The organism is Bdellovibrionales bacterium (assembly GCA_019750295.1).
Classification (GTDB): domain Bacteria; phylum Bdellovibrionota; class Bdellovibrionia; order Bdellovibrionales; family JAGQZY01; genus JAIEOS01.
In genome coordinates, this window is record JAIEOS010000019.1 from 19,317 (window position 1) to 43,625 (window position 24,309).

The following is a 24,309-nucleotide window of genomic DNA, read 5'->3' on the forward strand; positions in this document are numbered from 1 at the left end:
ATTCCAGACGCGCCCCTCTAGGCTGTCTTCGCAGGCGTCCGGTTTGACTTGATAGGTATGTGGTAGCTTGTCTATTAAAAAGCTGTTCGTCGAATTGCCTGTGCAGGTCTGGTAATCGCACGAACTATCGCAGCCTGGGGAGCATGACGTCGGTACACACGTCACCGGCGCGGCTAAGGCCAAATTTAAGAATAACGTGAAAATGGACATCATAGATTTCCTCCCAGCCCTGGGTGATGAATTCAATGTAATCAATTATTGAATCAGTGTCCAGTCGTAACGAGAAGGCACTGGTGTCAGACATTTTTCAATCGGTTGAAAGCGAGGATAAAAAGCGGTCATTTTTTTGAACCATCTGTCTCTTTCGAGATCTATAGCCAACCACGCAGCTCCCGATTGCCAGATTGTCATTCCTTTAAAGACAATTTGTCCCAGTCCTAGCTCACCGAAACCCAACCTAACATTGTAGCTATTATGGGATTGGTATTTGAATTGCTCTAGTAACTCCTGATGAATAATAGATTAAGTAATGATGTCACCTCTATAGTGCCTTTGAATAATTTAATCGGTCTAAATACTTCGCAGGTTGAATCTCAAGTTCGTCTTTATGGCTATAACGAGATACTCATCGGAGCCAGAGAAAGCATATTAGTTTTAGTTTTTAAAACACTCAAAGAACCAATGATCCTTTTAATGCTAATTGTGGTCGCTTTTTACTTTCTTCTTGGTGAATTCAAAGAGGCCATGGTCTTGAGTACTTCCGTCCTATTTGTCATAGCTCTTTCGCTTTATCAGGAGAAAAAAGCAAAAGATGCGATTGACAGCCTGCGCGAGTTATCTAGTCCTAAAGCGGTAGTTATTCGTAACTCCAAAGAGCAGATCATCGCAACGAGGGAATTGGTTCCGAACGATATCATTTTATTAAAGGAAGGTGACAGGATTCCGGCCGATGCGATTCTTATTGAGGCTAATAGCTTACACATCGATGAATCACTCCTTACAGGAGAATCGGCGCCAGTCATCAAAAATGCTCGTTTAGGAACCACCGACAGGGATGAGTCTCGCGGCGAAAATAAATCTCAAATCTTTATGGGAACGATGGTGGTGGGCGGTAGGGGCAAAGCGGTGGTTACCGAAACTGCACAAAAAACGATACTGGGGAAAATAGGAAAAAGTGCCCAAGCCACCATCGTTGAAGGAACAAATCTAAATAAAGAAGTTCGAAAAATTGTTAGAAATTTCGCCTTTATGGGAGCCATCATTGCAGTAATTCTCGTCGTGGTGGTGGGAGTTAGAACTGCGAATTGGTCTTTAGCGATTCTGAACGGGTTGGCCCTCGAGTTGGCACTTCTACCTGAGGAGTTTCCCGTTGTACTCACTATTTTTATGGCGCTCGGCGCCTGGAGGCTCTCAAAAGTTTAAATGCTGGTGAGAACGCCCGTATCTATCGAAAGGCTTGGAGCGATCACGGTGCTTTGTGTGGACAAAACAGGAACCCTCACTAAAAATAGTATGCGAATTGCCTACTTAGAGTCTCAAATCTCTGCGCAAAAAATAAACGATCAAACTGATTTGAACGTCGATATCAAAGATATTTTAAAATTTGGCATATTTTCGAGTAATAAGCACTCTTTTGATCCCATGGAAAAATCACTGTTCGAGGCCGAGCGACTCATCGAAAATAAAATGAAGTATAAGAAGCTCGATCAAGAATATCCAATCAAGAATAATTTCTTCGTAATGGCAAATGTATGGCAAGAATTGAAAGGTAAACAGGCCCTTGTTGCTGCGAAAGGTGCCCCCGAAGCTGTTCTTAGTCTTTGCGAGATGTCTAATGAGGATAGATTTAGCATTGAGGAAACCATAAAAAATGTCGCTAACAATGGGCTTCGGATCTTAGGTGTAGCAAAGGCAAATTGCGATATTGATCAGTTGCCCCCGGACATTAGAAAGCTAAAATTAAAATGGGTCGGATTTATTGGTTTCGAAGATCCAGTGAGAGAAGACGTTGCACATTCTATTCAAGTCTGTAAGAACGCTGGGATAAGAATAATCATGATGACCGGAGACTATCCAGTAACGGCTTCGAAAGTTGCAGAAAAAATTAATTTAACAAATTCAACAAGGGTTGTAACAGGTCAGGATTTACATTCGCTATCCGACGATCAGATAATTACTCGTCTTAAAGACACAAACATATTCGCACGCGTGACACATGATCAGAAGTTAAGAATCGTAAGGTTATTAAGCAAAACCGGCGAAATCGTCGCAATGACTGGGGACGGGGTGAATGATGCTCCAAGCTTAAAGCAGGCCGATGTTGGTATTGCCATGGGAGTTCGCGGAACTGATGTGGCTAGGGAATCTGCAGACTTAGTGCTTATGGACGATAAATTTTCTTCGATTGTATCGGGCATTGAAAGAGGGCGAATTATTTACAATAACCTCAAGATGGCCATGAGCTACGTATTTGCTATTCATGTTCCCATCGCGGGTCTATCACTTTTTCCCGCTCTATTAGGTCTGCCCACGGTTCTTTTGCCAATTCATATTGTTTTATTAGAGCTTATTATTGATCCAATAAGTTCGTTACTTTTTGAGTCTCAATCGTTAAACAACAAGGTAATGACTGTAAAGCCGAGGCGTGCGGACAAAAAACTATTTGGCTTTTTTGACATCCTTCGCAGCTTATTGCAGGGATTTTTTATTTTCGCGGTCACATTCTCTATTTATTTTGCCGTAATAATTGACGACCAGATGGAGATAAATCAAGTTCGTGCGTTGACGATCTTTGCTTTGATTACTTGCAATCTCTCCCTTGTTTTTGCCGAAGTTTCTCAAGGGAGAGTAAATAATATAATATCAACGTTTCTCAAGAAAAAATCATATTTGTTAATAATAGGGACAGGTTTGTCTATATTAATAAGCAATTATAACCAGACAATTAATAATATTTTTTCCTTTTCTCAGATTAGCAACCGATACCTTCTCTTATGTTTTGGCTTATCAGTGTTTTGTTTTCTGGTTCTATTTATATGGAATACTCTAGCAAAATTTAGATTTAAATTCTTGGCATGAACGATGCTACTAATTTTATATACAGAAGCTACCTAGGAGGTCTGCGTGGATTCAGATGTATTTTTAAAGGATAAAGCTGATTATGTACAAAAAGGATTTTCCGCATTGCAAAAGTACGTCTTATTAAGGTTTCATCCGCGGAGTATTTTTATCGATTCAATAGGCCAACTATGGTTTATATATTATCTTTGGGATCATAATCTTATGTCTGCGCTCGCGGCGCTCACGGCCTGTCGTTTAGTGTCTTTACTTTCGGTCATTGATATCGATACGAATCTCTTTGCAAGGACAACACTTGGAAAAGTGGCTCTTTTGCATTTGCATCCCTATAATTTAATCTTACAGCTTATCGGTACACTGGTGCTTATTTATGGAGTCTGGCAGAATTCAGCAGAGATATTGCTGATTGGAATATCGTGGATATTATTTGGTCACGTTTGGGGTTGGGGGGACGTGGATCGCCGATTCGCTGATAAAGGTGATAATTGCTAATTCTTTCATGGGTTAAGTTGTCATTGATATTGTCCTGGCTGTTGACAAAATGTCTCAATATTAGGTTGGACCATCACTAAGGGTTTTTAAAAGTTGGCCAGCTTCTTGAAATGAATGCTTTAAAACTTCACGTTCGGGAGGAACAGTGTTTAAAAGTATTCGTAATATTGTTGTCGGTGTTGATCTTTCGACCTATTCAAAAACCGTTGTAAAACAAGCCCAGGAGCTCTCTAGAAGATTGAAAGCTCCCTTGACCTACGTTTATACCTTTGAGGATATCGCCGTTTTTGATGAGCGATTTTCAGTACAAAGAGACGTTGTTGCCAAATATTACGAAAAAGAGGTGAGAAAAACGTATCGGCTTAATCCTTCTTCTAAAGTTGTGTTCAGATACGGTTATCCCTATGAAGAAATTATTGCTGTTGCTAGGGGCTTAAAGCAGCCCATGATTGTTGCTGGTCATAAAGGTCATGGCTTGATTGCAAGATTTTTCCTAGGTAGTACGGCTGAAAAACTCGCCTTGCTTTCACCATTTCCGACCTGGATCCATCGGGGTAAACGGACTTTAATTCCTAAGAAAATTTTAGTCCCATGTGATTTGACGGCCAATTCGGATACAACTGTTAAGGGTGTTGAGAAATTAAAGAAAGTGTTTTCGGCAAAAGCAGAATATTTTCATGTTATGCAGAGTCCCACCCCCATCTTAGATTTACAAGCCTATCGGTTTCTTTATGAGCAGGTCAAAAATGAAGATGATCGACTCAAGAAGCGATTCAAAAAGAAAAACCCCAGAATCGAACTCACGAATGTCGAAGGTAACACTTTGGATAAAATTGAAGTCCGCTCCGAACTTGCAGATGTTGTGGCGGTAACGCCGAGGGATCATTCGGACTCATTCAAGTTTCTTGGCAGTGTCACTTCCAAAATTATGCGAAACATCGAAAAACCGATGATCGTTTTTCCAAACTAGTGGGAAAATCATGAGTGTAAGCATTCAATTTTTAGGAGCCGCCAGTACGGTGACCGGGTCAAAGTACTCGGTGACTTACCAAGATCAAAAGGTTTTGGTGGATTGTGGGCTGTTCCAAGGCGTAAAGGCTCTTCGTCTAAAAAATTGGGATTTGCCTGCTGAAAATCCCGCAGATATCGCTGCAGTTATTTTAACTCACGCTCACATTGATCACTCCGGTTTAATCCCTCGTCTCATTAACGAGGGATTTAGGGGTAAAATCTACGCCACATCGGCAACGACCGATGTGTGTGGGGTATTATTGCCGGACTGCGGATCGATCCTGGAGGAAGAGGCCAGCTATCTTAACAAATCGGGGAGAACAAAACACAAGCCTGCATTACCTCTGTTTACCGCGAAAGAGGCAGAAGCTTCTATGGCGTATTTTCATCAGGTTCCGTTTAATATTACATTTAATGCAACAAAAGATATCAAAGTTGCTTTTCAGTATGCGGGTCATATTCTCGGTGCCTCGTCAGTTATTCTTGAGGTCGATGGGAAACGCATTGGATTCACGGGAGATGTGGGACGAAACGACGATCCTCTTTTTTTTCCACCGGATAATTTACCCACCGTTGATTATTTGGTTACCGAATCTACCTATGGTGACCGTATTCACCCGGTAGAGGATTTATATCAAGTCGTGGAAAGCATTATAAATAAAACTGTACAAAGAGAAGGTGCGATCATTGTGCCGGCGTTTGCTGTAGGGCGGGCCCAAGCTTTAATGTATTTACTGTCTGTTTTGCGCCGAGAAAAGCGGATCCCCGATGTACCGATATATCTTAATAGTCCAATGGCGAAAACTTTTAGTGAAATCTTCCGAAAATATCCAAACCTCCATCGCTTAACCGAAACAGAGTGCAAAGCGATCGACGAAATCATAACGATTGTTCAAACTACTGAGGCCTCTAAAGAACTAAATGAGAAAAAAGGTCCAATGATTATTATTTCTGCCAGCGGCATGCTGACCGGGGGCAGAGTCTTGCACCATTTAAAAGCCTTCGCCCCTTTTGCTAATAATACAATCATGCTCACTGGATTTCAGAGTGAGGGAACCCGAGGGGCTGCATTAAAGAACGGGGCAAAAGAAGTTAAAGTGCATGGTTCCTATGTCCCCATCAGAGCTGAAGTCTGCTTGCTTGAGAGTATTTCGGCTCATGCCGATCATCTCGAGATGATGGATTGGTTTGAAAGATCAGGAATTTCTCCAAAGAGAGTTTTTATTACCCACGGAGAATCCATTGCCTCTGACGAGTTCCGTAAGAGGTTGGAGGAAAAGTTTGGTTGGCAATGTACTGTCCCACTTCATGGTGACACGGTTGTATTAGGAGAATAAATGTTTAAATCAGCTATAGCCTGCGAAGGAAGTTGCTCCGGCCATGTAACAAAGATTCCGACGCAGTTTATCGTTATCACTGGTGGACCCGGAGTTGGGAAAACAGCGTTCCTCGAATATATAAGAAAAATTTCGTGCCGGCATACCGCAATCATTCCCGAGGCCGCATCGATCCTTTTTAGTGGGGGATTTTGGCGCCTCTCTTCTGAAACCGCCAAGATGGCGGTCCAGCGTGCGATCTATCACGTCCAAAATGAGATGCAGTCTCTCGTTATTGATGAAAAGTATTATTCGTGGGGGGTGTGTGATCGTGGAACTCTCGATGGACTGGCCTATTGGCCTAGATGTGAGGACGATTTCTTTAGTCAACTGAACACCAGCTTAAAAAAGGAATACTCTAAATACACGGGTGTCATTCACTTACGCTCCCCATTGAAGTTTACTTACTACAATCACGATAATCCCGTCAGAATTGAAAGTGCGAATCAAGCTTCGATCATTGATCGTCGGATTGCTGAACTGTGGCGCGATCATCCGAACTATTTTGAGGTTCAAGGGAAAAATAATTTTTTTAAAAAATTAAATGACGCGAAGTTAATTTTAGATTCATTAATGAGAAGTAAAAATTCAGAGGTGATTTATGAGTGACCGGATGATGAAGTCGTTGTGTTTTATTGCGCCAGGTAAGATTGAAATCTTAAAAAAACCTGTTCCAGTTCCGGGACCCACGCAAGCGCTTATCAAAATTACCCTTACGACGATTTGTGGAACAGATGTTCATATTTTGAAGGGCGAATATCCAGTGAAATCGGGCTTAACGATCGGTCACGAACCTGTAGGAATTATTGAAAGCCTTGGCAGCGAAGTTAAAGGTTTTTCTTTAGGTCAAAGAGTCATCGTCGGAGCTATTACTCCCTGCGGTCAGTGCTATTCCTGTCTTGATGGAATACACTCCCAGTGCGGTGGAAACGCTATGGGGGGTTGGAAGTTTGGTAATACAATTGACGGCGCTCAGGCCGAATATCTTCTCGTTCCGAATGCCATGGCAAATCTTTCCGTAATTCCAGATTCGCTTTCGGACAACGAGGTTTTGATGTGTCCAGATATTTTGAGTACAGGTTTGAGTGGAATTGAAAGTGGAAAAGTAAAGATCGGAGACACGGTGGCTATATTTGCCCAGGGGCCAATAGGTCTATGTGCGACGATTGGAGCCAAAGTGAGTGGAGCTAGCCAGATTATCACGGTGGATAACAATATAAAACGACTGTTGATATCTAAACAAATGGGGGCCGACGTCACCATTAATTTTTCTGAAAAAAATCCCGTAGCCGAAATATTAAGACTGACGAACGGGCGTGGCGTCGACGTTGCCGTAGAGGCCCTCGGAAGTGAATCCACTTTTCAGTCCTGCTTAAGAGTCATTAAGCCAGGGGGTACAGTTTCGAGTCTTGGGGTCTATTCTCGGTCGATGGAGATTCCCCTAGACGCCTTTGCTGCAGGTCTAGGGGATCACAAAATCGTAACTACTCTTTGTCCTGGGGGTAAAGAGAGAATGCGTCGATTAATGAATATGGTAAGTGCCCGCCGTATTCACCTCAAGCCGATGATTACGCATGAATTTTCATTAGACGAAATCATTTCAGCTTACGATCTCTTTTCTCACCAGAGAGACGGAGTTCTTAAGGTCGCTATTCGCCCGTAAGACAAGTTGTCCTCGACGATGACAGTCTGTCTCATCGAGGGCTGATGACTTTCTTGAAATTCAATAAGTTCTATCTAAACAAGACATTTCTGGCACTTCGCTTGCTAAGTAAAAGAAAGACACAGCAGAGGTGTAAAAGATGTCTTGCATGATCCAAAAATTTTTTAAGGTTAAAAATATTTCACCAGTCTTTAGAAAGCACGCCCTAAGAACCTTGTTGTTCAATAGAAAGTTTGATGCCTATGAGTAAATTATTTTGTTTTTCCTTTTTTATCGTCATTGCATTTTCGGTGAGTGCAGATGATGTGAAAAGAACAGTTTGGATTGGAGAGATGAAAAATCTTTCGGCGGCTTTGGAGGATATTTTACCAGAGGTGTTTAAACCAGACCCTAAAACCCCGCGCGAGATAGCTGAACTGAAGTCTAAGGCCAATAAGCTTTATGAAGTGTCAAAAAAAATCGATCTTGGCAGTGCACATGGTGTTAAATCTCCGGAGGATGATCCATCTCTCGCATTTATTTCGGAATCCTTTCGGGACCAAATTGCACTTGTTAATAATGGCATGCAGAACGGCTTTTATTCCTACTCAAAAAGTCAGCTCGGATCAGCAATATCCTATTGCATCGCCTGTCACACTCGAGATTCTACTGGAACTCAACTTCCCTTTGTTAGTGCTTTGTCGAAGGCTATGATTTCTGGATCATGGATAGATAAGGTTCGCCTCGAAGCCAGCCTGCGCCATTTTGATTCCGCTTACCATAAGGTAATGATTAAGCTTAAAAATCCTGATGTCCTGAGAACTCACAAAACCGGTCTAGAGCCCGCGATTAACATCGCCTTGATGATTGCGGTCAGAGTTAAAAAGAGCCCCGAGCATGCACTTTTAATCTGTAAAAAAATTAGAGAAACGGACCATTTAAATACCGCACTTAAAGACAAGGCCATAATTTGGGAAAACGATATTCGAAAATGGCAAAAAGAAGGGCCCTTCGAATTTACTACCGAGGATCAGCTTTTAAAGAAAGTAAAACGGCTCATAGGTTTAAATGACGATAACACGCACCGGGTGGTCTATACGGGAGAGGTAAATTATTTAATCGCTACGGAACTTATGCATACTTACTTCAAGCGATTTCCAAAGCCAGAAAATTTAGCTGAGGCGCTCTACATTACTGGACTCTGTTATGAAGCCATCAACGAAATGACCTTCTGGGATATTCACGAAAAGTATTACGAAAAGTGCCTTAAGACAAAGCCTAAGTCAGCGATCGGCCTTCGGTGTTTCAAAGCATACAAGGAAAGTGTTGAGTTAGGATATACAGGGAGCGGCGGCAAAAGGCTTCCCTACTTGGTCGAGGAAAAGCTTAAGTCGCTCGAGAAAATGGTGATTCCATGACACTTACTCAGCTAATTAAGATACCCCTAGTTCTTGGTCTTCTCTCGGCAACAACGCTAGCCTTAGCGCAAATTAGGCCTTATGATCCCAATCCCTCGGATTTAACTGCTCTCAGTCGCCAGGGAGATTTGTTTTCGGTCAGGTTAGTGCCCGGCAGTCCACTCAAAATATTTGTGTTCGGGCGGGAAGAAGCAGAGCTGGATCTATCTAACGTTAAAATTAATGGAACTTATGATCTTTCAGGGGTGTCTCTGCGCCTGGAAAAGATCAATCCGAAGCGCAAGGTACTAAAGATTACCAGACGCGAAAAACATTTCGAAGCTCAAAATTTTGGAGAGGTAAACCCGGTGGTCTTAGAGCTTACGATCAGTTCCAAGAAAAAATCGGAAAAGTTTATATTTGAGGTTAAGACCCCGCCGATGCCTTAGTTTAAGTCGGTTTTAATTTCTTTGGAGGTCTTCCAGTTCTTTTTCGACTTGATGAATATCGTTCTCTAAAGAGGACAATTCAGGGGTGATCAGAGCAGAAACCAAAAATGCCATATAGGACCACAGAAAGAGTGTGCCACCTAACATTAAAATGAGAATGGTCAATTTGCCGGCGAAAGTGAAAGCCTCATTGTTGCTGTAGCCGATCGTCGTAACAATACCCGTGCTCCAAAGGAGACAATCCATTAGCGACAACGGGTGCTTGCGATAGGGAGTTTCAAATATATAAAAAGATAAAGTGCCCGCAATTATCATGCTATTCCCGCACACGGTAAGCACCCAAAAAAAAGGGTGTTTCAAAAGGGCCGTCAGCCTTCTTTTGTATTTAGTTCTAAAGCATTTCCTCATAAGTTGCTTACGAGGAAATAAAGCTTTTGTTTTTTGCATGAAACGGGAACTCCAACTAATTTTTGAGTCGCGTTTCTAAAAGATCTGAAAGCGCGTTATAGGCATCAATTTCGGTAAAGATTCCTACAAGTTTACCGTTATCCACGACCAAGGCGCAGCCGTACTTTTTTTCTGCCATATGACTTACCACCTCATTCAGAGGAGCCGTCGGCGTCGTATGATAAGGGTCGGCAGTGTAAGCGTCTTCTACCGTCAGAGTCTCGGCGTTTGTTTCTGCGAATTGCAGAATAAAGTTAATATCCCTTTCGGTAATAACACCTACCAGTTTACCCCCTCGGAGTACGGGAAGATGCCGCAGATGTAGTTTCTTCATAAACTCTTGCGCTTTAGAAATGGGTTGGTCGGCGCCGATGGATTTAGGTACAAAAGTCATATATTTTTGGATCTGGGGTATTGCTTTCATAAAATCTCCTTGTTAGTTCTGTCGTTCATCGCAAAGACCCTGCCAGACTCACCAAGGCTACAGCAGCATAGGCCTCAAATTTCGTGACAACTTGTCAATTGAGAACTAATCAGGGGGACAACTTGTCTTACTCTTTCTCTGAATATCTTCTTCCTGCGCTGGCGAGTACTACAGAGCATTTAGCTGTTAAAGCTCAGCCATTTGTTGACCCTTTCTCAAGCTCTTAAATGGCATAAAAGTTGTAATGATTTGGCTTACAAAGTAAGGATGATTATGAAAAGAACACTTAAAATTGCTGTTGTTGATGATGATGTTGAAATGGGCCGAGTTGTAAAAGATCTCCTTACGGAGGAAGGCTGCGACGTTTCCCAATACTTATCGGCAGCGGAGGCTTTAGTAAAGTTCCAATCCGAAGTTCCCCATATCCTTATTACTGATCATAAAATGAAAGATATTGATGGCCTCATGTTTCTTAAAAAAGTCCAGAAGGACTATCCGTCTGTGGTTTCTATTATGATGACGGCCTTTGGTTCTATAGAAACGGCCATATTGGCCATGAAGGCGGGAGCTTATCATTATATCGTGAAACCTTTTAAGAACGACGAACTGAGCCTGCTGGTCAAAAGAGCGAGTGAAAAGGTCCATCTCAAAGAGGAGAATGCAAGTTTAAGAAAAGAGCTCAATAAAAGTTTTTCGTTAGACTTAATCGTAGGCAAAGGCCCCGCAATGTCGGCGGTATTTGAGTTGATAAAGATTGTGTCGCCAGCTTCGGCAAGTGTGATGATTAGTGGAGAAAGTGGTTCTGGAAAAGAGCTTATAGCTAAAGCCCTCCATAATTTAAGTTTGAGGAAAAATAAAGCATTTGTTCCTATCAACTGTGCGGCGATTCCCGAACACCTGCTCGAGAGCGAACTGTTTGGCCATATCAAAGGATCGTTTACCGGTGCTATTGCGGATAAGAAGGGTTTATTCGAGGAGGCTAATGGTGGCACTCTTTTTCTCGATGAGATTGGTGATATGAGTCTTCACCTTCAGGCTAAACTCTTAAGGGTTCTCCAGGAAAAAGAAATACGGGCAGTTGGTGGTAATCAAACAAAAAGTATAGATGTCCGCGTTCTGGCAGCCACTCACCGAGACCTTAAACAGATGGCTAAGGAAGGAAAGTTTCGCGAGGATCTTTTTTATAGATTAAACGTGGTTCCGATCAGAGTTCCTCCCCTAAGGGAGCGACGTGAAGATATTCCGTTATTAGTTAATTCATTTATCGAAAAGTTTTCTGCAAGGAATAACTCGAATGTGAGGAGCATATCGAATGAAGCGCTCGCTCTGTTAATAGCGCACCCGTGGCCGGGGAATGTTCGCGAACTCGAAAATGTCATCGAGCGTGCAATCGTTCTTACTCCTGGGACCATCATCGAGAAATCCGCAGTATTGGGTAGCGCGTTGGAGGAGGCACAACAAAATTTGGAGCAACTTCACTCCGACCGTCCTACATTGGAGAAGCTCGAAGAGCGCTACATTAAATTAATATTAGGGGAGACAGAAAATAGAAAAGACGAGGCTTCGAAAGTGCTAGGAATAAGTCGCCGGACTTTATACCGCAAGGAGCAGCTTTACGGACTACTCACTTCTGACGCGATTGAGCCTACCGAGGATAGTTATGAAAAAGAATCTATCTAGTCTAGATCTCGCAGAGTTGAGGTCGGCTATTGATGAGGCGGCCATTGTGGCTGTGACCGACAAACAGGGGATCATTACCTACGTCAATAACAAATTCTGTGCGATTTCGAAATATTCCGAAGAAGAGCTCCTTGGGAACACCCACCGTATCATCAATTCACACCATCATCCGCGCGAATTTTTTATTAATATGTGGAAGACCATTTCTCAAGGGCAGACTTGGGAGGGGGAAATCCAGAATCGAGCAAAAGATGGATCATATTATTGGGTGAATACGACCATCGTTCCCTTTATGGATGAGAACGGTCAACCTCTCAAATATGTAGCTGTTCGCTATGACATCACTCAACGGAAACTGGCGGACGAACAGTTAAAAATATATGCAAAAAAATTAGAGGTGAGTAATCAGGAGCTCCAGGAGTTTGCTTCGGTGGCCGCTCATGATCTACAAGAGCCCCTTAGAAAAATTCAATCATTTTCCGACCGTGTAAAGTCAAAAACTAACGGATTGCTCAATCAGGAGACCACTGATTATTTAGATCGTATCCAATCTTCTGCTCGACGAATGCAGATTCTCATTAATGACTTACTCACCTACTCACGAGTGACAACGAAGGCTAAGCCATTTAGCACTTTATCTTTAAATCATATTCTAGATCAGGTGTGTGCCGATTTAGAGATAAGGATTGAACAAAGTGGAGCGAAAGTGAATGTGTCTGACTTGCCTTCTATCGATGCTGATCCCACCCAAATGCAACAGCTGTTTCAAAATTTAATAAGTAATGCTTTAAAGTTTCAGCTCCCGGGACAAGCGCCTCTCGTGGAGATTTCAGGGAGGATCGTTGAGTCATCTATTCTTGGCGAGCATGCCGCTTGCGAAATCGAAGTGAAAGATAATGGGATTGGTTTTGATCAAAAATATACGGATCGAATTTTTACGATCTTCCAACGTTTACATGGAAGGCATGAGTACGAGGGGACCGGAATCGGTCTTGCAATTTGTCGCAAAATTGTTGATCGGCACGGCGGTACTCTCACGGCGATTTCCCGGTTAGGTGAGGGAGCGCGATTTCTAATTACGTTACCCATAAAACATAAGCAGTGAGGATCTATGAAAAATAAAACAAGCGTTCCTATCCTTGTTGTCGATGATGACAGAGAAGATTGCGAAATGATTCGAGAAGCTTTTGTCGAAAGTCGTTTATCAAATAAAGTGGATTTCGTTCATGATGGTACTGAGTTAATCGATTATTTGTCACAAAGATTGGATTCTACCGACTTGCAATTCGGCGGGCTGCCCGGATTAATATTACTTGATCTAAATATGCCGAAAATGGATGGTCGAGAGGTCTTGCGTGAATTAAAAATGCATCCAAGGCTTCATCAAATTCCAATTGTCGTACTTACAACGTCTCAAGCCGAAGAGGATATTGTTAGGTCGTACAATCTCGGGGCAAATTCTTTTATCACAAAGCCAGTGGGGTTCAGCGCTTTGGTGGACGTTATGAGAAATTTGGGACGTTATTGGTTTGAAATTGTCGAGCTGCCAGATCGTAAAAGAGATGATCAATGAACACGTGTTTGAAGATTTTATTAGTTGATGACGATCAGGATGATTATTTTCATATCAATAACTTACTCCAAGAGATTCAGCCATCAAAATACGATTTAGTCTGGGCCTCTAATTACTACGATGGCCTTAAGAGACTCAAAGAAGGACATTTCGACGCGTGTCTATTGGACTATCGATTAGGAGAAAAGACAGGATTGGATTTTTTAATCGAATCTCGAGAGCATACCTTTCGCTGTCCTATCATCTTTTTAACCGGGCTTACTGATTTTGATCTTGATTTTAAAGCCATGGAAATGGGAGCTTCGGACTATCTGGTAAAAAATCATTTGACCGCCTCCCTTCTCGAGCGATCGATACGTTACTCGATCAAGCAGGCTCAGGATCTCGACGAAATCAATGAAGTGAGGGCTCAAATACTTCATAAAGACCGCCTCGCATCTTTGGGACTTTTAGCTTCGAGCTTAGCTCACGAAATTGGTACACCTTTAGGCATTATCCGTAGTCGAGCTGAGCTTGCAGAAAAAAAGGCTAAAGAGAACGAAAGTCTTCGTAAGGACATGCAAATTATTACGCTTCAAATTGACCGCATTGCGGCCTTGGTGCATTCGCTACTTCATTTAGCTCGAGATCAAAAGGGGAGTGCGGGCGCTGTAAGGCTTGCCGAGGTCATAGGGGATGTTCTTAATCTGTTGGAGCATGAATTTGAACGTAAGAATATTCGTTTAATAAAACCTGAAAATAGCGATTTTCAAGTTAAGGCCGAAGCCGGCCCCCTTGGTCAAGTGCTGATTAATTTATTAGTCAATGCCATTCAGGCGATTGAAAGTTGGAATAATGAGCAAAAAGAGGTAACAAGGCCGGCGGAAGTCGTATTCACGGTCGAAGATTTCGCAGATAAAGTAAGAATAACCGTGGCTGATACAGGAATTGGAATCAGTGAAGAAAACTTTCGACATCTCTTTAAACCCTTTTTTACGACGAAAGACATTGGTCATGGCACTGGTCTCGGACTGGCGATTTCATACAACATCGTCAATTCCTGGGGTGGCACAATTGTTGTGGCTAGTCAGGTTGGCTTTGGATCGAAGTTTTCAGTAATACTATTTAAAGCTGGCTGATCAGGATGTCATGTTGTGGGCAACCCACTTTGTGTAGTTCGATAGGAAGCTGAATATAAAGGCATATTCTCAAGTTCCCTCAAAAAGCCGACTTGAATCCGTCGGCTTTTTTTTTCGAGCCAAACTATTTTATAAAACCTAGCCGCTGAATTTATCCCTGCCATGTTGTCTGATGGTGATTGACGATCTGTCTCAAAAAAAAATCCTAATCAAAAATAAACACCAATCACTGTGGCATCTGAGTTGCTCATGCTGATGAGTCAGCAACTAACCAAAGGAGTTAATATGAAGTTTAAAGTTTTTTTTCTCGTGTGCGGCATCGTCGGAAGCAGTTTAGCAACTCAAGCAGAAAACTTTCCGGTCAAAGAAATCGCCATTGCGATTAGTGATGTCTATATTCCGAGCGGATTTGATTCTAAATCTGAAGCCTACGTCGTGGTCAATGGACTTTTCCCGAACACTTGTTACACCATGGCTTCGGCAAAGGTGGAGCATAAGACCGGAACTGAACATGTGATTCAGACGATTGCTAAAGTCAAACAGGCGATATGTATTCGGGTTTTTGTGCCGTTTAACCAGGAAATCTCTCTTGGAGTTTTAAGTGAAGGTTCGCACACTTTAAGATTTGTAGCCGACGACGGAACCTTTTTCGAGAAAACCTTAAAAGTCGACTAAGGGGGTTGTGATGCGGGGAATTCTATTCATAATATTTTTCATGGCAATTTGTGAGAGCGGTTCGGCGAGTTTAACAAGGGTCGAAGTGAAGCAAGTTGTTGTAGGTGTCTCGGAAGCCTTTTTTCCGAGCAGCTTCGACTCTAAAGCGGACCCTATGGTTATTGTGAATGGCTATTTTCCAAACGGCTGCTACAGGCTCAATTCGGTAAAAGTGACGCACCTCCAGGAAAAGCTCCACGAGGTGCAGGTTCTGGCCGATGTGATGCAGACCTTTTGCACCATGGCCTTAGTGCCCTATCAGAAAGTTGTTTCCCTGGGAGCTTTAGCTCCCGGCGCTCATAAGGTGAGATTTGTTGCTGGCGACGGCACTTATTTCGAGAAGAATTTAATGATTGAGTAATTTAACGGGAGAGGTATCTCCCTCAAGGGGTTGCCATGAACTGGATACTCATATTTGTTTCAATATTGGGTTTGGGTTGTCAAAAAAAATACAAAGATGTCTCGATCACTTGGACTAAGAATGATGGTGTTGCAGCGCCTGCGATTTCCTCTAAATTCTCCCAGCCTGTTTTCACAGTTCCAACTCTTGCGGGGACTGTCGAAAGATTTGTGCAACTTCATGATTCGGCGGAGGTCGAGAACTCTAACCTGCAAATCATTAAAAATGGGAATGACCCCATCTTTGTATCGGCCACCTATTCGAATCACCCCTCAGACCACCTCAAGGCGAAAATTCGGAAGCTTCATGTTGAAAAAGATGAATTTCTAAAGCTCCTGCCCATTAAAATTCCTGAGTTACGCCATGGCCGGTTCCTCACTCCTATAAAACTGGTGTTCTCGAATAAAGGCAAGTTCCCCCTGTTTTATAAAGTCGATTTTCTCTCAGAGAAAATGGATCTTGTAGAACGGCTAAAGATCACGACAGATTTTAAATTTATCAGTCGAGAGCAGGTGAGTTCCTACTTTGACGGACGAGGAAAAGTTTATCCCAGTGGTCCTCAGTGGAGTCATGTTGAGGAAGTTCTCTTGCCTGGACTCATGGGCGATGGAACTCTTACAGGTCAATATGTAAAGGTCATCACAGACACAAACACCATCGCTCGGTCCCCACAAGAGCTGTTCTTTTTTAATCCAGAAGATCCGCGCTTTGATCAAGTCCAAGTTTATCATTTTGTACAGAAAGTTGTGCAAAGTTTTAAAAATCGTTTAGGCGTAGATCTTCCATTTAGCATTGAAGTAAAGACACATTTGGGGGCGCCGGCTAAAAAATCAGCAATGTTTTATCACGATCAACGTATCTACTTAGGGCAGGGGGATGGTGTCAGTTATAAAGATATTTTAAAAGATCCTACCATCGTAATGCACGAAACGGTTCATGCCTTTGTCGATGCACTCTCGAGCTTGCCTCAAGGTAGTTTAAATGAAGCTTTTGCCGATTTCTATACCACTTCTTTTCTGGATCATCCACATCTGGGCGAAGTCAGTTACCTCAATGGTCCCTACACTCGATCCGTAGATAATAATTTTACGTTAAGTGACCAGAAAAATACGGTGTATGGGGACTCACTTATCGTGAGTGGAACACTCTGGGAGCTCAGGAAAACAATAGGAGTTCAAAAAGCAGAACTTTTAGCGCTTAAAACTCTTGTGAGACTAAATGCAGCTAGCACCCTAGTGGATTTTGGAAAAACGTTTTCAAAAATGGCCAGCGAGCAACTCACAAAAGACGAAAACTCAATGGTCAGCCAGGTGTTAGTTCGTCGTCGATTTTTATAGATAAGGAGAGAGCATGATGTCACTTTGGGTTCTGTTGAGTCTAGGTGTCAACGCCGCCGCAGTTCAAAATTATTCACAGCAGATTTTAGGAACTTGGCAAGCCTTCGGTTACTACTACGAAGATCAATGGATTCAGCCCGATGATCCCCAACTCAAAATGACTTTTAATTTTTATGGAGACGGGACGCACCGTCTCTATTGGCAACTTAAAACCCAAAAGAATTTTTGTGAAAATCGAGGAAATTGGAAAATAGAAGGCGATCAACTGATTCTCCATGTGACTTGGTTAAATCCGGAAAACGGCTCCGACTGCAGCTCTGATCCAGATATGCAATTGGGTAAGAAAACTCAAACAGCTATCGAAATCAAAGAAGATAAATTATTTATTAAAATTCCACTGGCTGACGAGTTTCTTATTTATGTCTGGAGTATTGTTGAAGACGTGGCACCCCACGCATCAGCAAACGAGCGGTGGGATTAAATTTGATATTTACGAAATGTACTAAAGTCCTATTATTCTGTTCTGCTATTTTTTTAAGCTTCTGAAGCTTTATTTTTCTAATGCTTTCCTCCATATTTTTATGTTCATTTTTATTTTAAATCTGAGAGACTCTGTTCCTATGAAAAACTTAGTCATCGCCACTTTTATTTTGTCCGTCAGTTCCTTCAGCTTAGCGGAGGAGTCTAAACCTCATATTTCTTGGGGAGGATTTGTCGACACGCAATATGCGTTTGATTTTAATAATCCGCCAAATGGGGATCGTGCGTTCTCGACCCAGCCTTCCAGGTCCAATGAGTTTAACCTGAACCTCGGCTATTTAGACGTCAACGTCGACGCTCCAAAACTCCGGGGAAGATTTGCGCTTCAGGCCGGCACTTCGGTGCAGAGCAATTATTCGGGGGAACCCCAGAGAGGCTCTATCAGTGGCCCCGAACTTTCTCGTCACATCCAGGAGGCGCGTCTCGGGTATAAGATCTCAGATAAAACCTGGGTCGATGCCGGAATTTTCTTTGCCCATGTGGGAGCAGAGACATGGATTTCTCGCGACAACATAGTTCTCACTCGCTCCTGGGTTGCCGATTATTCACCTTATTATCTTTCTGGAGTAAAGCTCACTCACACCGCCAGTGACTCGCTCACTCTTCAGTTTTTGGTGATCAATGGCTGGCAGAACATTTCTGAGAACAACACCGATAAAAATATAGGAACTGGAATTGAGTATTCGTGGGATCGTTTTTCAGTCGTCTACAACACACTGATCGGTAATGAGATCTCTCCTGATTTGAATGGATTGCCTCGAAACTCAGAGTTTCGTCATTACCACAACTTGATTCTACGAAGCAAAAATGCCGAAAACTTTGAGTGGGCCGCAGAGTTCGATATTGGATTTCAAGAAAAACCAGAGAGTTCAAACTCAAGCCAATGGTTTGGAGTTTCATTGATGGGTCGATATAAAATTTCGGAGGATCAAAAAGTGTCTCTCCGCCTTGAACATTTTAATGACCCCGATCAAGTCATCCTAGTGACGAATCGTCCTGAGAGTTTCAACGGATGGGGCGGGTCGCTTGGGTTTGATCAAATTCTTGAACACGGTCTTTCGTGGAGAAATGAGCTTCGATATCTTCGGGCCGACGCCAACGTTTTTCCGAAAAGCGCATCTGATTTTTCAAAAGAGAACTTAACGCTCACGACATCATTGGCGCTGTCGTTTTAGGAGAATTTCGTGAGCTTGTTTGGATTTTTTTGATGGAGTGGTCTTGGGGTGATAGATCATCTGGTCCATCCAGGATTGTTTGAATTCTCAAATTAGAACGAAAATGTTTTAGACATGTTTTTGAGTTTAAACAATCAAAATGAGATTTTGAAATAGTAACGTTTTTAATAGCTGTAAATGGAGTTTTTAAGGCATGCCGCTTGCTCCACTTTTCTTTCAACCAGCTCAAGTTTTCCATTGGGTAGGTATGACTAGGGGGCCGAGAATGATGACGTTTAAAAATCTAATTTTTCTATCTCTGATGATTTTACCTCTTCAACTCTTTGCAGAGGAAGTGTCTACAAACGCCGTTTTTGAGGACGACATTTCTGAGAGCGTTGACGAACCAAGAATTATTCGTGCGGGGGCATTGCCGTTGACTCCTCTTGAAGGGCTCACGGGGGAGCAGGAGTCTTTTTTGCGACAATGCATTGAGCACTCTAAATCTCAAAATTTACGAATTACCGAGAAAATGATTTACATTACTTGTCGAAATCGGGCGCTGACGATTTGATAGTTTGGGATTTGAGAGGGGTGTGGTGATTTTTGGCTCGGCTTTCGCCTGCGCGAGACAGGATTGATCGAACCTGCGACCGGGGCGCTCCGTAGAACCTTTGATTTTCTAAATTGGTCGGGGAGAACCAAGCTCCCCAAATTACTGTAATTACTCACTTAAGGGACCTAACAATTACCAAGAGTTACCTAGAACACTAAGAAAGTCAATTGTTTGCATCCTTTCGGCGCATTTCAATAACTTTCCCAGAGCTAGATGCTTCTGGAATGATGATCTTGAGATCCTCCGTAGCTCCTTCGACATCTTTGCCACACAGTCTTAAATAGCCCTGTGTAGTTTTTAGCGCTGAGTGCCCAACAATAGCCATTACCTTTGATAGAGGAACGCCATTGTTTAGCATTTGCGTAATAAATGTAGCTCTGAGGTCGTGGAATTTAATCGGCGTAATCCCCATGCCTCTGCAAAAGTCTTTTGTGACCTGACCTTGTTGGCCTTGATCCCATTCTGACAATCTGGGAAGCACAAAATCTGATGATCCCGTTACAAGTTTTAACTCAGTTAAGAACTTACGGCATTCTCTTGAGATTGGGCAGACTCGATTTTTAGAGGTTTTAGTAGGTCCTTCACCATTGAACTTAGTCCATGATTTGTTGACGCTAATAAAGCCTGAGTCAAAATCAACATCAGACCAGCGCAAAGCGTGTAGCTCTCCGCTTCTCATTCCAGTCAAAAGCGCTAATGACCAGTGAGGAAAAAATCTGTGCTTAGAGAGTTTAGCTTCTTTTAAGAAAAGCTCAATCTCACTGCGATTCAATACTCCTTGGTGGACTTCTGCGACTTTAACTTTTATCCCAATCGCCGGATTGCGTTGCAGAACACATTCTTCTATAGCCATATTAAAAGCTCTTTTTATAATTTTTAAAAAAGTCTTTCTTGTATAGCTAGAAACTCCAGTGATGTGTTCAAAAACCATTGCGTGAACATCGGAAGAGGAGATTTCATCTAAAAATTTTCCTTTCCAAACGGGGTTGACCCATTTTTGCAAGTTTCGTTTGTAGTTCTCGTAGGTAGAATTACAAAACTCAGTTTTATATCTTGCTAAAAAATGATCAGTCCATGTGATCCACGGAATTTTGTTTTTGTGACCGCGCAAATTCGTTTTAAATTCAAACTCAACTTCTTTAGCCTCATTGAGTGATTTAATACCTTTTTTTCGCAATCCAACTTGTTTTCCGCTTGAGTCTCTTGTTTTTACAAATACCTCGTACAAAACTTTTCCGTCTTTTGAATACTTAGAAATAGACATTTTATCGTTCCTTTCTAAGCAACAAACTTCTTAATTCATGGATCTTGAATCTGAGTTGTCTACCGAATTTAAAGTAGGGGACTTGTCCGCGACATACTTTAATTCGTAAAGCGTTTTCAGTAATTCCAAGATACAAGGACGCAAGTTTTGTATTCAGAAATTCGGGCGCGATTCGATTTTCAAAGAACGGGTCTTGCTGTTCATTAGCCAAGACCTTAATTACGTGATCATTATTGTTTATCAATTACTCCTTTTCAAGAGGGTTAGGTGTGCGTTAAAAATTTACGTAAACTATTGATTTTATTAGGCATTATTAGCTCATTTTGATTGTATTGCTTTTGAATATACAATAGCATACAATGTCATTATGAAATTTGACTGGGATGATACTAAAAACAGAATCAATCAAAAGAAGCACGGCGTATGGTTTGAAGAAGCTCAAACTGTTTGGGCTGATGAATATTCTATTGAGTTTTTTGATCCTGAACACAGCGAAGGTGAAGATCGTTTTATTCGCATAGGGTTATCCTCACGGTCGAATTTACTAATAGTTGTTTTTTGCGAAAGAGATCATGGAGATGTTGTCCGTATCATAAGCGCAAGGAAGGCCACAGATAAGGAGAAAAAAAGTTATGAAGAAGGAATATGATTTAAGCAAATTAAAAAAGAGACCTAAAAAAGCAACTGTTGATAAGGATGCTGTAAAAACGCAAATCAGTCTTCGCGTTGATGGATCTGATCTGTCAGATATCCGTACAGAGGCGGAACGACTGGGCATACCTTATCAAACTTTTATAAGCAGCATTTTACATCGCTACGCAACGGGTGATCTTGTGGATCGGAAATCTCCAGAAATAAAAAGACTCATTAAAACTGTGTCTTAAACGGAGATTAAAAATTGATAAAAGACCACTATTAGTATCTGTTACTAGTAGTGGCCCTGTGTTGCCATTAGATTAATGGCAAGTAAAAGATTAGAAGCGATACCCGAAAAATTTCAACGAGATGCGGAAAAGCAGTTAAGAGGTATTGCCCAAAAGATACAAAAGAAGCGCGAGAGTCTGGGGCTTTCTCAGGAGGCACTGGCTGAACAATTGGGACTTGCTGTCAATACTGTTAAAACCATCGAGCAATCACGGCGATATCCCAGCCTTCCGATGCTTTTTTATATTTGTAAATTTTTAGAGATCAAAATTACTATAGGCTAAAATTAATTTTTATAAAATTGTATTGTTTTGAGACAACATATCTTTACTATTTGCTTGCTATGGCCGATAGGTCTTGTTGATGAAAATATTCCCATTTAAACGCATTTTTTTTCTGTGCACTATGATTTCGATATCAGGATGTACTCAAGCTGTTAATGATTGGGTGAATGGCGGTGGGGGAACAACTGGGCACGCTGGAATCGTAGTGACAGTTGTTTCAAAAAGTACTGCTATTGCTGATGGATTTAGTGAGTTAATGCTGACTCTTAACGTACAAGATCGCCTCGGCAATCCCCAACAAAACATTAGTGTCCTATTTGATAGAGATGTATTTTCAGGTATAAATTCTTTGAATTGCACCGATTCAGACCAAAATGGTATCACCATTTGTAGAATCAGAGCACACCGAGACGGCGTGAAAGATTTAAAAATCACTGGCAAAGAACAAGTGGTGCAGGTGGAATTTTTTCGACAGTTTGATAAGCAAGCCCAACTTTTTGATGCTCTAGGAGCTAGCCATTCTACGATGATGGCGGGTCCCGATCTGATTAAGGGGTCCGCTGGAAAAAGAATCGATAAGCCTTTGATCGAGGAAACCAATCTCACTTTAAGATCAGACGCCAGTATCACACATTAAAAAAAGTAATTTTGCGACCATTTTTAGTGGCCCGCTTTTGATACCTTAATATTCTTTAAGAAATTCAAAGTAATGCATTGTTTAGACGAAAGCAGTGTTTCATGACGATACATTATAAATGCCTTAAAATACTCAATAAATTATGGAAAACTCCGATGAGCTATCTATATGAGAGCATATGTATATTTGCGATTAAATTTTTTAATCTATTTAAGTCTATGCCTCATTTTATTTTGCGACCAATCTTTTGCGCAAGTTCCATCGAGCTTTGTTTACCAAGGACAAATTTTAAAAAACGGAAGCACTCCTCTTGAAGCTGATCCAGTCGTTTTTCGCGTCCAAATTCTTTCGCAGGTGAACGATTGTGTTTTATTTGAAGAGCAGCACTCCATCAACATGCTTGGATCGAGCGGAGTTTTCAGTCTTAACGTAGGAGTTGGGATTCGTTCGGGAACTGATTTTGAAGACACATCAGCGCTTGAAAATATTTTTAGAAACAATCAGAATATTACGGGTATTACAACTTGCGCAGTTGGAACAAGCTACAATGCTCTCTCTGGCCACACCCGAAAAATGCGCATTAGCTACAACGATGGCTCAGGTCTTGTAACCTTGGCACAAGACTTCCATATGCAAGCGACTCCGTTTTCTTGGTACGCGAATAGTCTCCAAGGCTTAACGCCAGCAAACTTTGTACAAATAAACCCTTCCCAGAATTTATCTCAAAGTAATTTGGAAACTCTTTTAGGTGGCACAAATTACACGAGTCTATTAGCTCTCCTCGCCGGAACAAGCCCACTTTATATGCCACAAGGGACCAACGGCGCAAATCTTCCAAGCTTTGGCGCAGACCCTGGGTCCCCAGTGGCTGGAGCCACGTGGTTTAACTCCACAACCAATCAAGTAAAGTTTTTTGACGGAACAGCAGTTCAAGTCATGGGCGGTGGTGGGTCAGGTACTGGAACTGTGACAAGTATTGCCACAGGGTCTGGCTTGACGGGAGGACCAATCACCACGGCAGGTACAATTAGCATTGCTACAGGTGGCGTGACAAATGCGATGCTCGCTAGTGGCATTGACGCTTCAAAGATTACGACAGGAAGTTTACCAGCAGGTGTTGTTCCAACAAACACAGATACAACAAAACTTCCACTCGCTGGCGGTACTATGACGGGTGCAATCACTATGGGAGCCCAGACCAATTTTGCAAGTTTTGATCTTTTAGGTACGGGACATGTGACCATGAGTGGTCAGAGGACTTTGCGATTAGGAAGTTACACAAACGCTCAGCAAAGTACTTTAATCACGGGCACTCCGCTGGGAATGGGTCATGTAGGGACAACCTGGTATAATTCAGACATCAATAAACTAATATATTGGAACGGAACAACAGCTCTTGAGATCTTAGATACCGTTACTGCCGGAACAATTGGTGATATCACTGCGGTCAATACGAATGCCGGTAGCGGACTCACTGGAGGTGTAACAAGTGGTGCTGCAACACTCACTGTTGCGACTGACAATATCGGAATTGAAATTAACGGCACAAATCAATTGCAGATTAAAGATTTAGGTGTTGTGACAGCAAAGCTTGCCACTGACGCTGTGACAAGTGGTAAAATCTTTGATGGAACAATTGCAACTATCGATATCGCAGACAGCGCTATCACAAATCAGAAAATAAATACCGTGAGTCCTACAAAGATTCTTTCAGGTCCTGCGGAGTATTTAACTTATGAGCCTGCGGCAACG

Annotated in this window: 28 protein-coding genes; 24 read left to right on the top strand and 4 right to left on the bottom strand. The window is 42.1% G+C overall.

What is annotated here, in order from left to right; all coding sequences use genetic code 11:
* Positions 1 to 255 precede the first annotated feature (255 nt).
* Positions 256 to 411 (bottom strand): hypothetical protein, encoded by a 156-nt coding sequence (locus K2Q26_05035; protein ID MBY0314859.1) that lies wholly within the window; start codon positions 409 to 411, stop codon positions 256 to 258.
* 99 nt (positions 412 to 510) lie between these two features.
* Here K2Q26_05035 and K2Q26_05040 point away from each other — a divergent pair, with 99 nt between their 5' ends.
* The 9 genes from K2Q26_05040 to K2Q26_05080 all read left to right on the top strand — a co-directional run bounded on the left by K2Q26_05040 (position 511) and on the right by K2Q26_05080 (position 9,445).
* Positions 511 to 1,422 (top strand): HAD-IC family P-type ATPase, encoded by a 912-nt coding sequence (locus tag K2Q26_05040; GenBank protein MBY0314860.1) that lies wholly within the window; start codon positions 511 to 513, stop codon positions 1,420 to 1,422.
* Complete coding sequence (locus K2Q26_05045) at positions 1,423 to 3,078, top strand: HAD-IC family P-type ATPase (GenBank protein MBY0314861.1); 1,656 nt, start codon at positions 1,423 to 1,425, stop codon at positions 3,076 to 3,078.
* A 45-nt stretch (positions 3,079 to 3,123) separates the two neighbouring features.
* Positions 3,124 to 3,570, top strand: coding sequence for a hypothetical protein (locus tag K2Q26_05050; GenBank protein MBY0314862.1), 447 nt, complete (start codon positions 3,124 to 3,126; stop codon positions 3,568 to 3,570).
* Between the two features lie 145 nt (positions 3,571 to 3,715).
* Positions 3,716 to 4,540 carry a universal stress protein gene (locus K2Q26_05055; protein ID MBY0314863.1) on the top strand — a complete coding sequence of 275 codons (825 nt, stop codon included), beginning with the start codon at positions 3,716 to 3,718 and terminating at the stop codon, positions 4,538 to 4,540.
* A gap of 10 nt (positions 4,541 to 4,550) precedes the next feature.
* Entirely contained in the window at positions 4,551 to 5,918 is a 1,368-nt protein-coding gene (locus K2Q26_05060; protein MBY0314864.1) for an MBL fold metallo-hydrolase, read from the top strand.
* Complete coding sequence (locus K2Q26_05065) at positions 5,919 to 6,566, top strand: ATP-binding protein (GenBank protein ID MBY0314865.1); 648 nt, start codon at positions 5,919 to 5,921, stop codon at positions 6,564 to 6,566.
* Positions 6,559 to 7,620 (top strand): alcohol dehydrogenase catalytic domain-containing protein, encoded by a 1,062-nt coding sequence (locus K2Q26_05070; protein ID MBY0314866.1) that lies wholly within the window; start codon positions 6,559 to 6,561, stop codon positions 7,618 to 7,620. Before K2Q26_05065 ends, K2Q26_05070 begins: the two co-directional genes overlap by 8 nt.
* Before the next feature lie 242 nt (positions 7,621 to 7,862).
* Positions 7,863 to 9,017, top strand: coding sequence for a hypothetical protein (locus K2Q26_05075; GenBank protein MBY0314867.1), 1,155 nt, complete (start codon positions 7,863 to 7,865; stop codon positions 9,015 to 9,017).
* Positions 9,014 to 9,445, top strand: coding sequence for a hypothetical protein (locus tag K2Q26_05080; protein ID MBY0314868.1), 432 nt, complete (start codon positions 9,014 to 9,016; stop codon positions 9,443 to 9,445). Before K2Q26_05075 ends, K2Q26_05080 begins: the two co-directional genes overlap by 4 nt.
* A gap of 12 nt (positions 9,446 to 9,457) precedes the next feature.
* Here the strand turns inward: K2Q26_05080 and K2Q26_05085 are convergent, their stop codons facing one another.
* Complete coding sequence (locus K2Q26_05085) at positions 9,458 to 9,892, bottom strand: potassium channel family protein (protein ID MBY0314869.1); 435 nt, start codon at positions 9,890 to 9,892, stop codon at positions 9,458 to 9,460.
* A gap of 16 nt (positions 9,893 to 9,908) precedes the next feature.
* Positions 9,909 to 10,316: a CBS domain-containing protein gene (locus K2Q26_05090; protein ID MBY0314870.1), complete on the bottom strand. Its 408-nt coding sequence runs from the start codon at positions 10,314 to 10,316 to the stop codon at positions 9,909 to 9,911.
* 273 nt (positions 10,317 to 10,589) lie between these two features.
* Here K2Q26_05090 and K2Q26_05095 point away from each other — a divergent pair, with 273 nt between their 5' ends.
* From K2Q26_05095 to K2Q26_05140, 10 genes are all read left to right on the top strand, one after another.
* On the top strand, positions 10,590 to 11,996 hold the full coding sequence (locus K2Q26_05095; protein MBY0314871.1) for a sigma-54 dependent transcriptional regulator: 1,407 nt from the start codon (positions 10,590 to 10,592) through the stop codon (positions 11,994 to 11,996).
* Complete coding sequence (locus K2Q26_05100; GenBank protein MBY0314872.1) at positions 11,977 to 13,101, top strand: PAS domain S-box protein; 1,125 nt, start codon at positions 11,977 to 11,979, stop codon at positions 13,099 to 13,101. Before K2Q26_05095 ends, K2Q26_05100 begins: the two co-directional genes overlap by 20 nt.
* A 6-nt stretch (positions 13,102 to 13,107) precedes the next feature.
* Positions 13,108 to 13,569 (top strand): response regulator, encoded by a 462-nt coding sequence (locus tag K2Q26_05105; GenBank protein ID MBY0314873.1) that lies wholly within the window; start codon positions 13,108 to 13,110, stop codon positions 13,567 to 13,569.
* Positions 13,566 to 14,687, top strand: coding sequence for a hybrid sensor histidine kinase/response regulator (locus tag K2Q26_05110; protein ID MBY0314874.1), 1,122 nt, complete (start codon positions 13,566 to 13,568; stop codon positions 14,685 to 14,687). Before K2Q26_05105 ends, K2Q26_05110 begins: the two co-directional genes overlap by 4 nt.
* Before the next feature lie 285 nt (positions 14,688 to 14,972).
* A complete protein-coding gene (locus K2Q26_05115; GenBank protein ID MBY0314875.1) occupies positions 14,973 to 15,362 on the top strand; it encodes a hypothetical protein in 390 nt (129 codons plus the stop codon).
* Between the two features lie 85 nt (positions 15,363 to 15,447).
* On the top strand, positions 15,448 to 15,762 hold the full coding sequence (locus K2Q26_05120) for a hypothetical protein (protein MBY0314876.1): 315 nt from the start codon (positions 15,448 to 15,450) through the stop codon (positions 15,760 to 15,762).
* Between the two features lie 35 nt (positions 15,763 to 15,797).
* Positions 15,798 to 17,138 carry a hypothetical protein gene (locus tag K2Q26_05125; protein MBY0314877.1) on the top strand — a complete coding sequence of 447 codons (1,341 nt, stop codon included), beginning with the start codon at positions 15,798 to 15,800 and terminating at the stop codon, positions 17,136 to 17,138.
* A gap of 13 nt (positions 17,139 to 17,151) precedes the next feature.
* Positions 17,152 to 17,619: a lipocalin family protein gene (locus K2Q26_05130; protein MBY0314878.1), complete on the top strand. Its 468-nt coding sequence runs from the start codon at positions 17,152 to 17,154 to the stop codon at positions 17,617 to 17,619.
* Between the two features lie 139 nt (positions 17,620 to 17,758).
* The gene (locus K2Q26_05135) at positions 17,759 to 18,853 is read left to right on the top strand and encodes a porin (protein MBY0314879.1); all 1,095 of its coding nucleotides are present in this window, start codon (positions 17,759 to 17,761) and stop codon (positions 18,851 to 18,853) included.
* Between the two features lie 265 nt (positions 18,854 to 19,118).
* Complete coding sequence (locus K2Q26_05140) at positions 19,119 to 19,406, top strand: hypothetical protein (GenBank protein ID MBY0314880.1); 288 nt, start codon at positions 19,119 to 19,121, stop codon at positions 19,404 to 19,406.
* A gap of 205 nt (positions 19,407 to 19,611) precedes the next feature.
* Here K2Q26_05140 and K2Q26_05145 read toward each other — a convergent pair whose 3' ends face one another.
* Entirely contained in the window at positions 19,612 to 20,712 is a 1,101-nt protein-coding gene (locus K2Q26_05145; protein ID MBY0314881.1) for a site-specific integrase, read from the bottom strand.
* A 367-nt stretch (positions 20,713 to 21,079) separates the two neighbouring features.
* On the opposite strand from K2Q26_05145, the gene K2Q26_05150 reads away from it, so the two are divergent.
* The 5 genes from K2Q26_05150 to K2Q26_05170 form a co-directional block, all read left to right on the top strand.
* Positions 21,080 to 21,361: a BrnT family toxin gene (locus K2Q26_05150; protein MBY0314882.1), complete on the top strand. Its 282-nt coding sequence runs from the start codon at positions 21,080 to 21,082 to the stop codon at positions 21,359 to 21,361.
* Positions 21,345 to 21,596, top strand: coding sequence for a hypothetical protein (locus K2Q26_05155; protein MBY0314883.1), 252 nt, complete (start codon positions 21,345 to 21,347; stop codon positions 21,594 to 21,596). Before K2Q26_05150 ends, K2Q26_05155 begins: the two co-directional genes overlap by 17 nt.
* Before the next feature lie 75 nt (positions 21,597 to 21,671).
* The gene (locus K2Q26_05160; GenBank protein ID MBY0314884.1) at positions 21,672 to 21,920 is read left to right on the top strand and encodes a helix-turn-helix domain-containing protein; all 249 of its coding nucleotides are present in this window, start codon (positions 21,672 to 21,674) and stop codon (positions 21,918 to 21,920) included.
* A gap of 76 nt (positions 21,921 to 21,996) precedes the next feature.
* Positions 21,997 to 22,557, top strand: coding sequence for a hypothetical protein (locus tag K2Q26_05165; GenBank protein MBY0314885.1), 561 nt, complete (start codon positions 21,997 to 21,999; stop codon positions 22,555 to 22,557).
* A 168-nt stretch (positions 22,558 to 22,725) separates the two neighbouring features.
* Positions 22,726 to 24,309: hypothetical protein (locus tag K2Q26_05170; protein MBY0314886.1), on the top strand; the 1,584-nt coding region annotated here is incomplete at its 3' end.

Bases quoted from the DNA above. Each gene is read 5' to 3' on its own strand.
- K2Q26_05125 (MBY0314877.1), top strand. From the start codon at position 15,798: ATGAACTGGATACTCATATTTGTTTCAATATTGGGTTTGGGTTGTCAA.
- K2Q26_05155 (MBY0314883.1), top strand. From the start codon at position 21,345: ATGAAGAAGGAATATGATTTAAGCAAATTAAAAAAGAGACCTAAAAAA.
- K2Q26_05070 (MBY0314866.1), top strand. From the start codon at position 6,559: ATGAGTGACCGGATGATGAAGTCGTTGTGTTTTATTGCGCCAGGTAAG.
- K2Q26_05135 (MBY0314879.1), top strand. From the start codon at position 17,759: ATGAAAAACTTAGTCATCGCCACTTTTATTTTGTCCGTCAGTTCCTTC.
- K2Q26_05150 (MBY0314882.1), top strand. From the start codon at position 21,080: ATGAAATTTGACTGGGATGATACTAAAAACAGAATCAATCAAAAGAAG.
- K2Q26_05075 (MBY0314867.1), top strand. From the start codon at position 7,863: ATGAGTAAATTATTTTGTTTTTCCTTTTTTATCGTCATTGCATTTTCG.
- K2Q26_05045 (MBY0314861.1), top strand. From the start codon at position 1,423: ATGCTGGTGAGAACGCCCGTATCTATCGAAAGGCTTGGAGCGATCACG.
- K2Q26_05140 (MBY0314880.1), top strand. From the start codon at position 19,119: ATGATGACGTTTAAAAATCTAATTTTTCTATCTCTGATGATTTTACCT.
- K2Q26_05115 (MBY0314875.1), top strand. From the start codon at position 14,973: ATGAAGTTTAAAGTTTTTTTTCTCGTGTGCGGCATCGTCGGAAGCAGT.
- K2Q26_05105 (MBY0314873.1), top strand. From the start codon at position 13,108: ATGAAAAATAAAACAAGCGTTCCTATCCTTGTTGTCGATGATGACAGA.
- K2Q26_05040 (MBY0314860.1), top strand. From the start codon at position 511: ATGAATAATAGATTAAGTAATGATGTCACCTCTATAGTGCCTTTGAAT.
- K2Q26_05090 (MBY0314870.1), bottom strand. From the start codon at position 10,316: ATGAAAGCAATACCCCAGATCCAAAAATATATGACTTTTGTACCTAAA.
- K2Q26_05100 (MBY0314872.1), top strand. From the start codon at position 11,977: ATGAAAAAGAATCTATCTAGTCTAGATCTCGCAGAGTTGAGGTCGGCT.
- K2Q26_05095 (MBY0314871.1), top strand. From the start codon at position 10,590: ATGAAAAGAACACTTAAAATTGCTGTTGTTGATGATGATGTTGAAATG.
- K2Q26_05160 (MBY0314884.1), top strand. From the start codon at position 21,672: ATGGCAAGTAAAAGATTAGAAGCGATACCCGAAAAATTTCAACGAGAT.
- K2Q26_05065 (MBY0314865.1), top strand. From the start codon at position 5,919: ATGTTTAAATCAGCTATAGCCTGCGAAGGAAGTTGCTCCGGCCATGTA.
- K2Q26_05145 (MBY0314881.1), bottom strand. From the start codon at position 20,712: ATGTCTATTTCTAAGTATTCAAAAGACGGAAAAGTTTTGTACGAGGTA.
- K2Q26_05035 (MBY0314859.1), bottom strand. From the start codon at position 411: ATGACAATCTGGCAATCGGGAGCTGCGTGGTTGGCTATAGATCTCGAA.
- K2Q26_05060 (MBY0314864.1), top strand. From the start codon at position 4,551: ATGAGTGTAAGCATTCAATTTTTAGGAGCCGCCAGTACGGTGACCGGG.
- K2Q26_05085 (MBY0314869.1), bottom strand. From the start codon at position 9,892: ATGCAAAAAACAAAAGCTTTATTTCCTCGTAAGCAACTTATGAGGAAA.
- K2Q26_05110 (MBY0314874.1), top strand. From the start codon at position 13,566: ATGAACACGTGTTTGAAGATTTTATTAGTTGATGACGATCAGGATGAT.
- K2Q26_05130 (MBY0314878.1), top strand. From the start codon at position 17,152: ATGATGTCACTTTGGGTTCTGTTGAGTCTAGGTGTCAACGCCGCCGCA.
- K2Q26_05080 (MBY0314868.1), top strand. From the start codon at position 9,014: ATGACACTTACTCAGCTAATTAAGATACCCCTAGTTCTTGGTCTTCTC.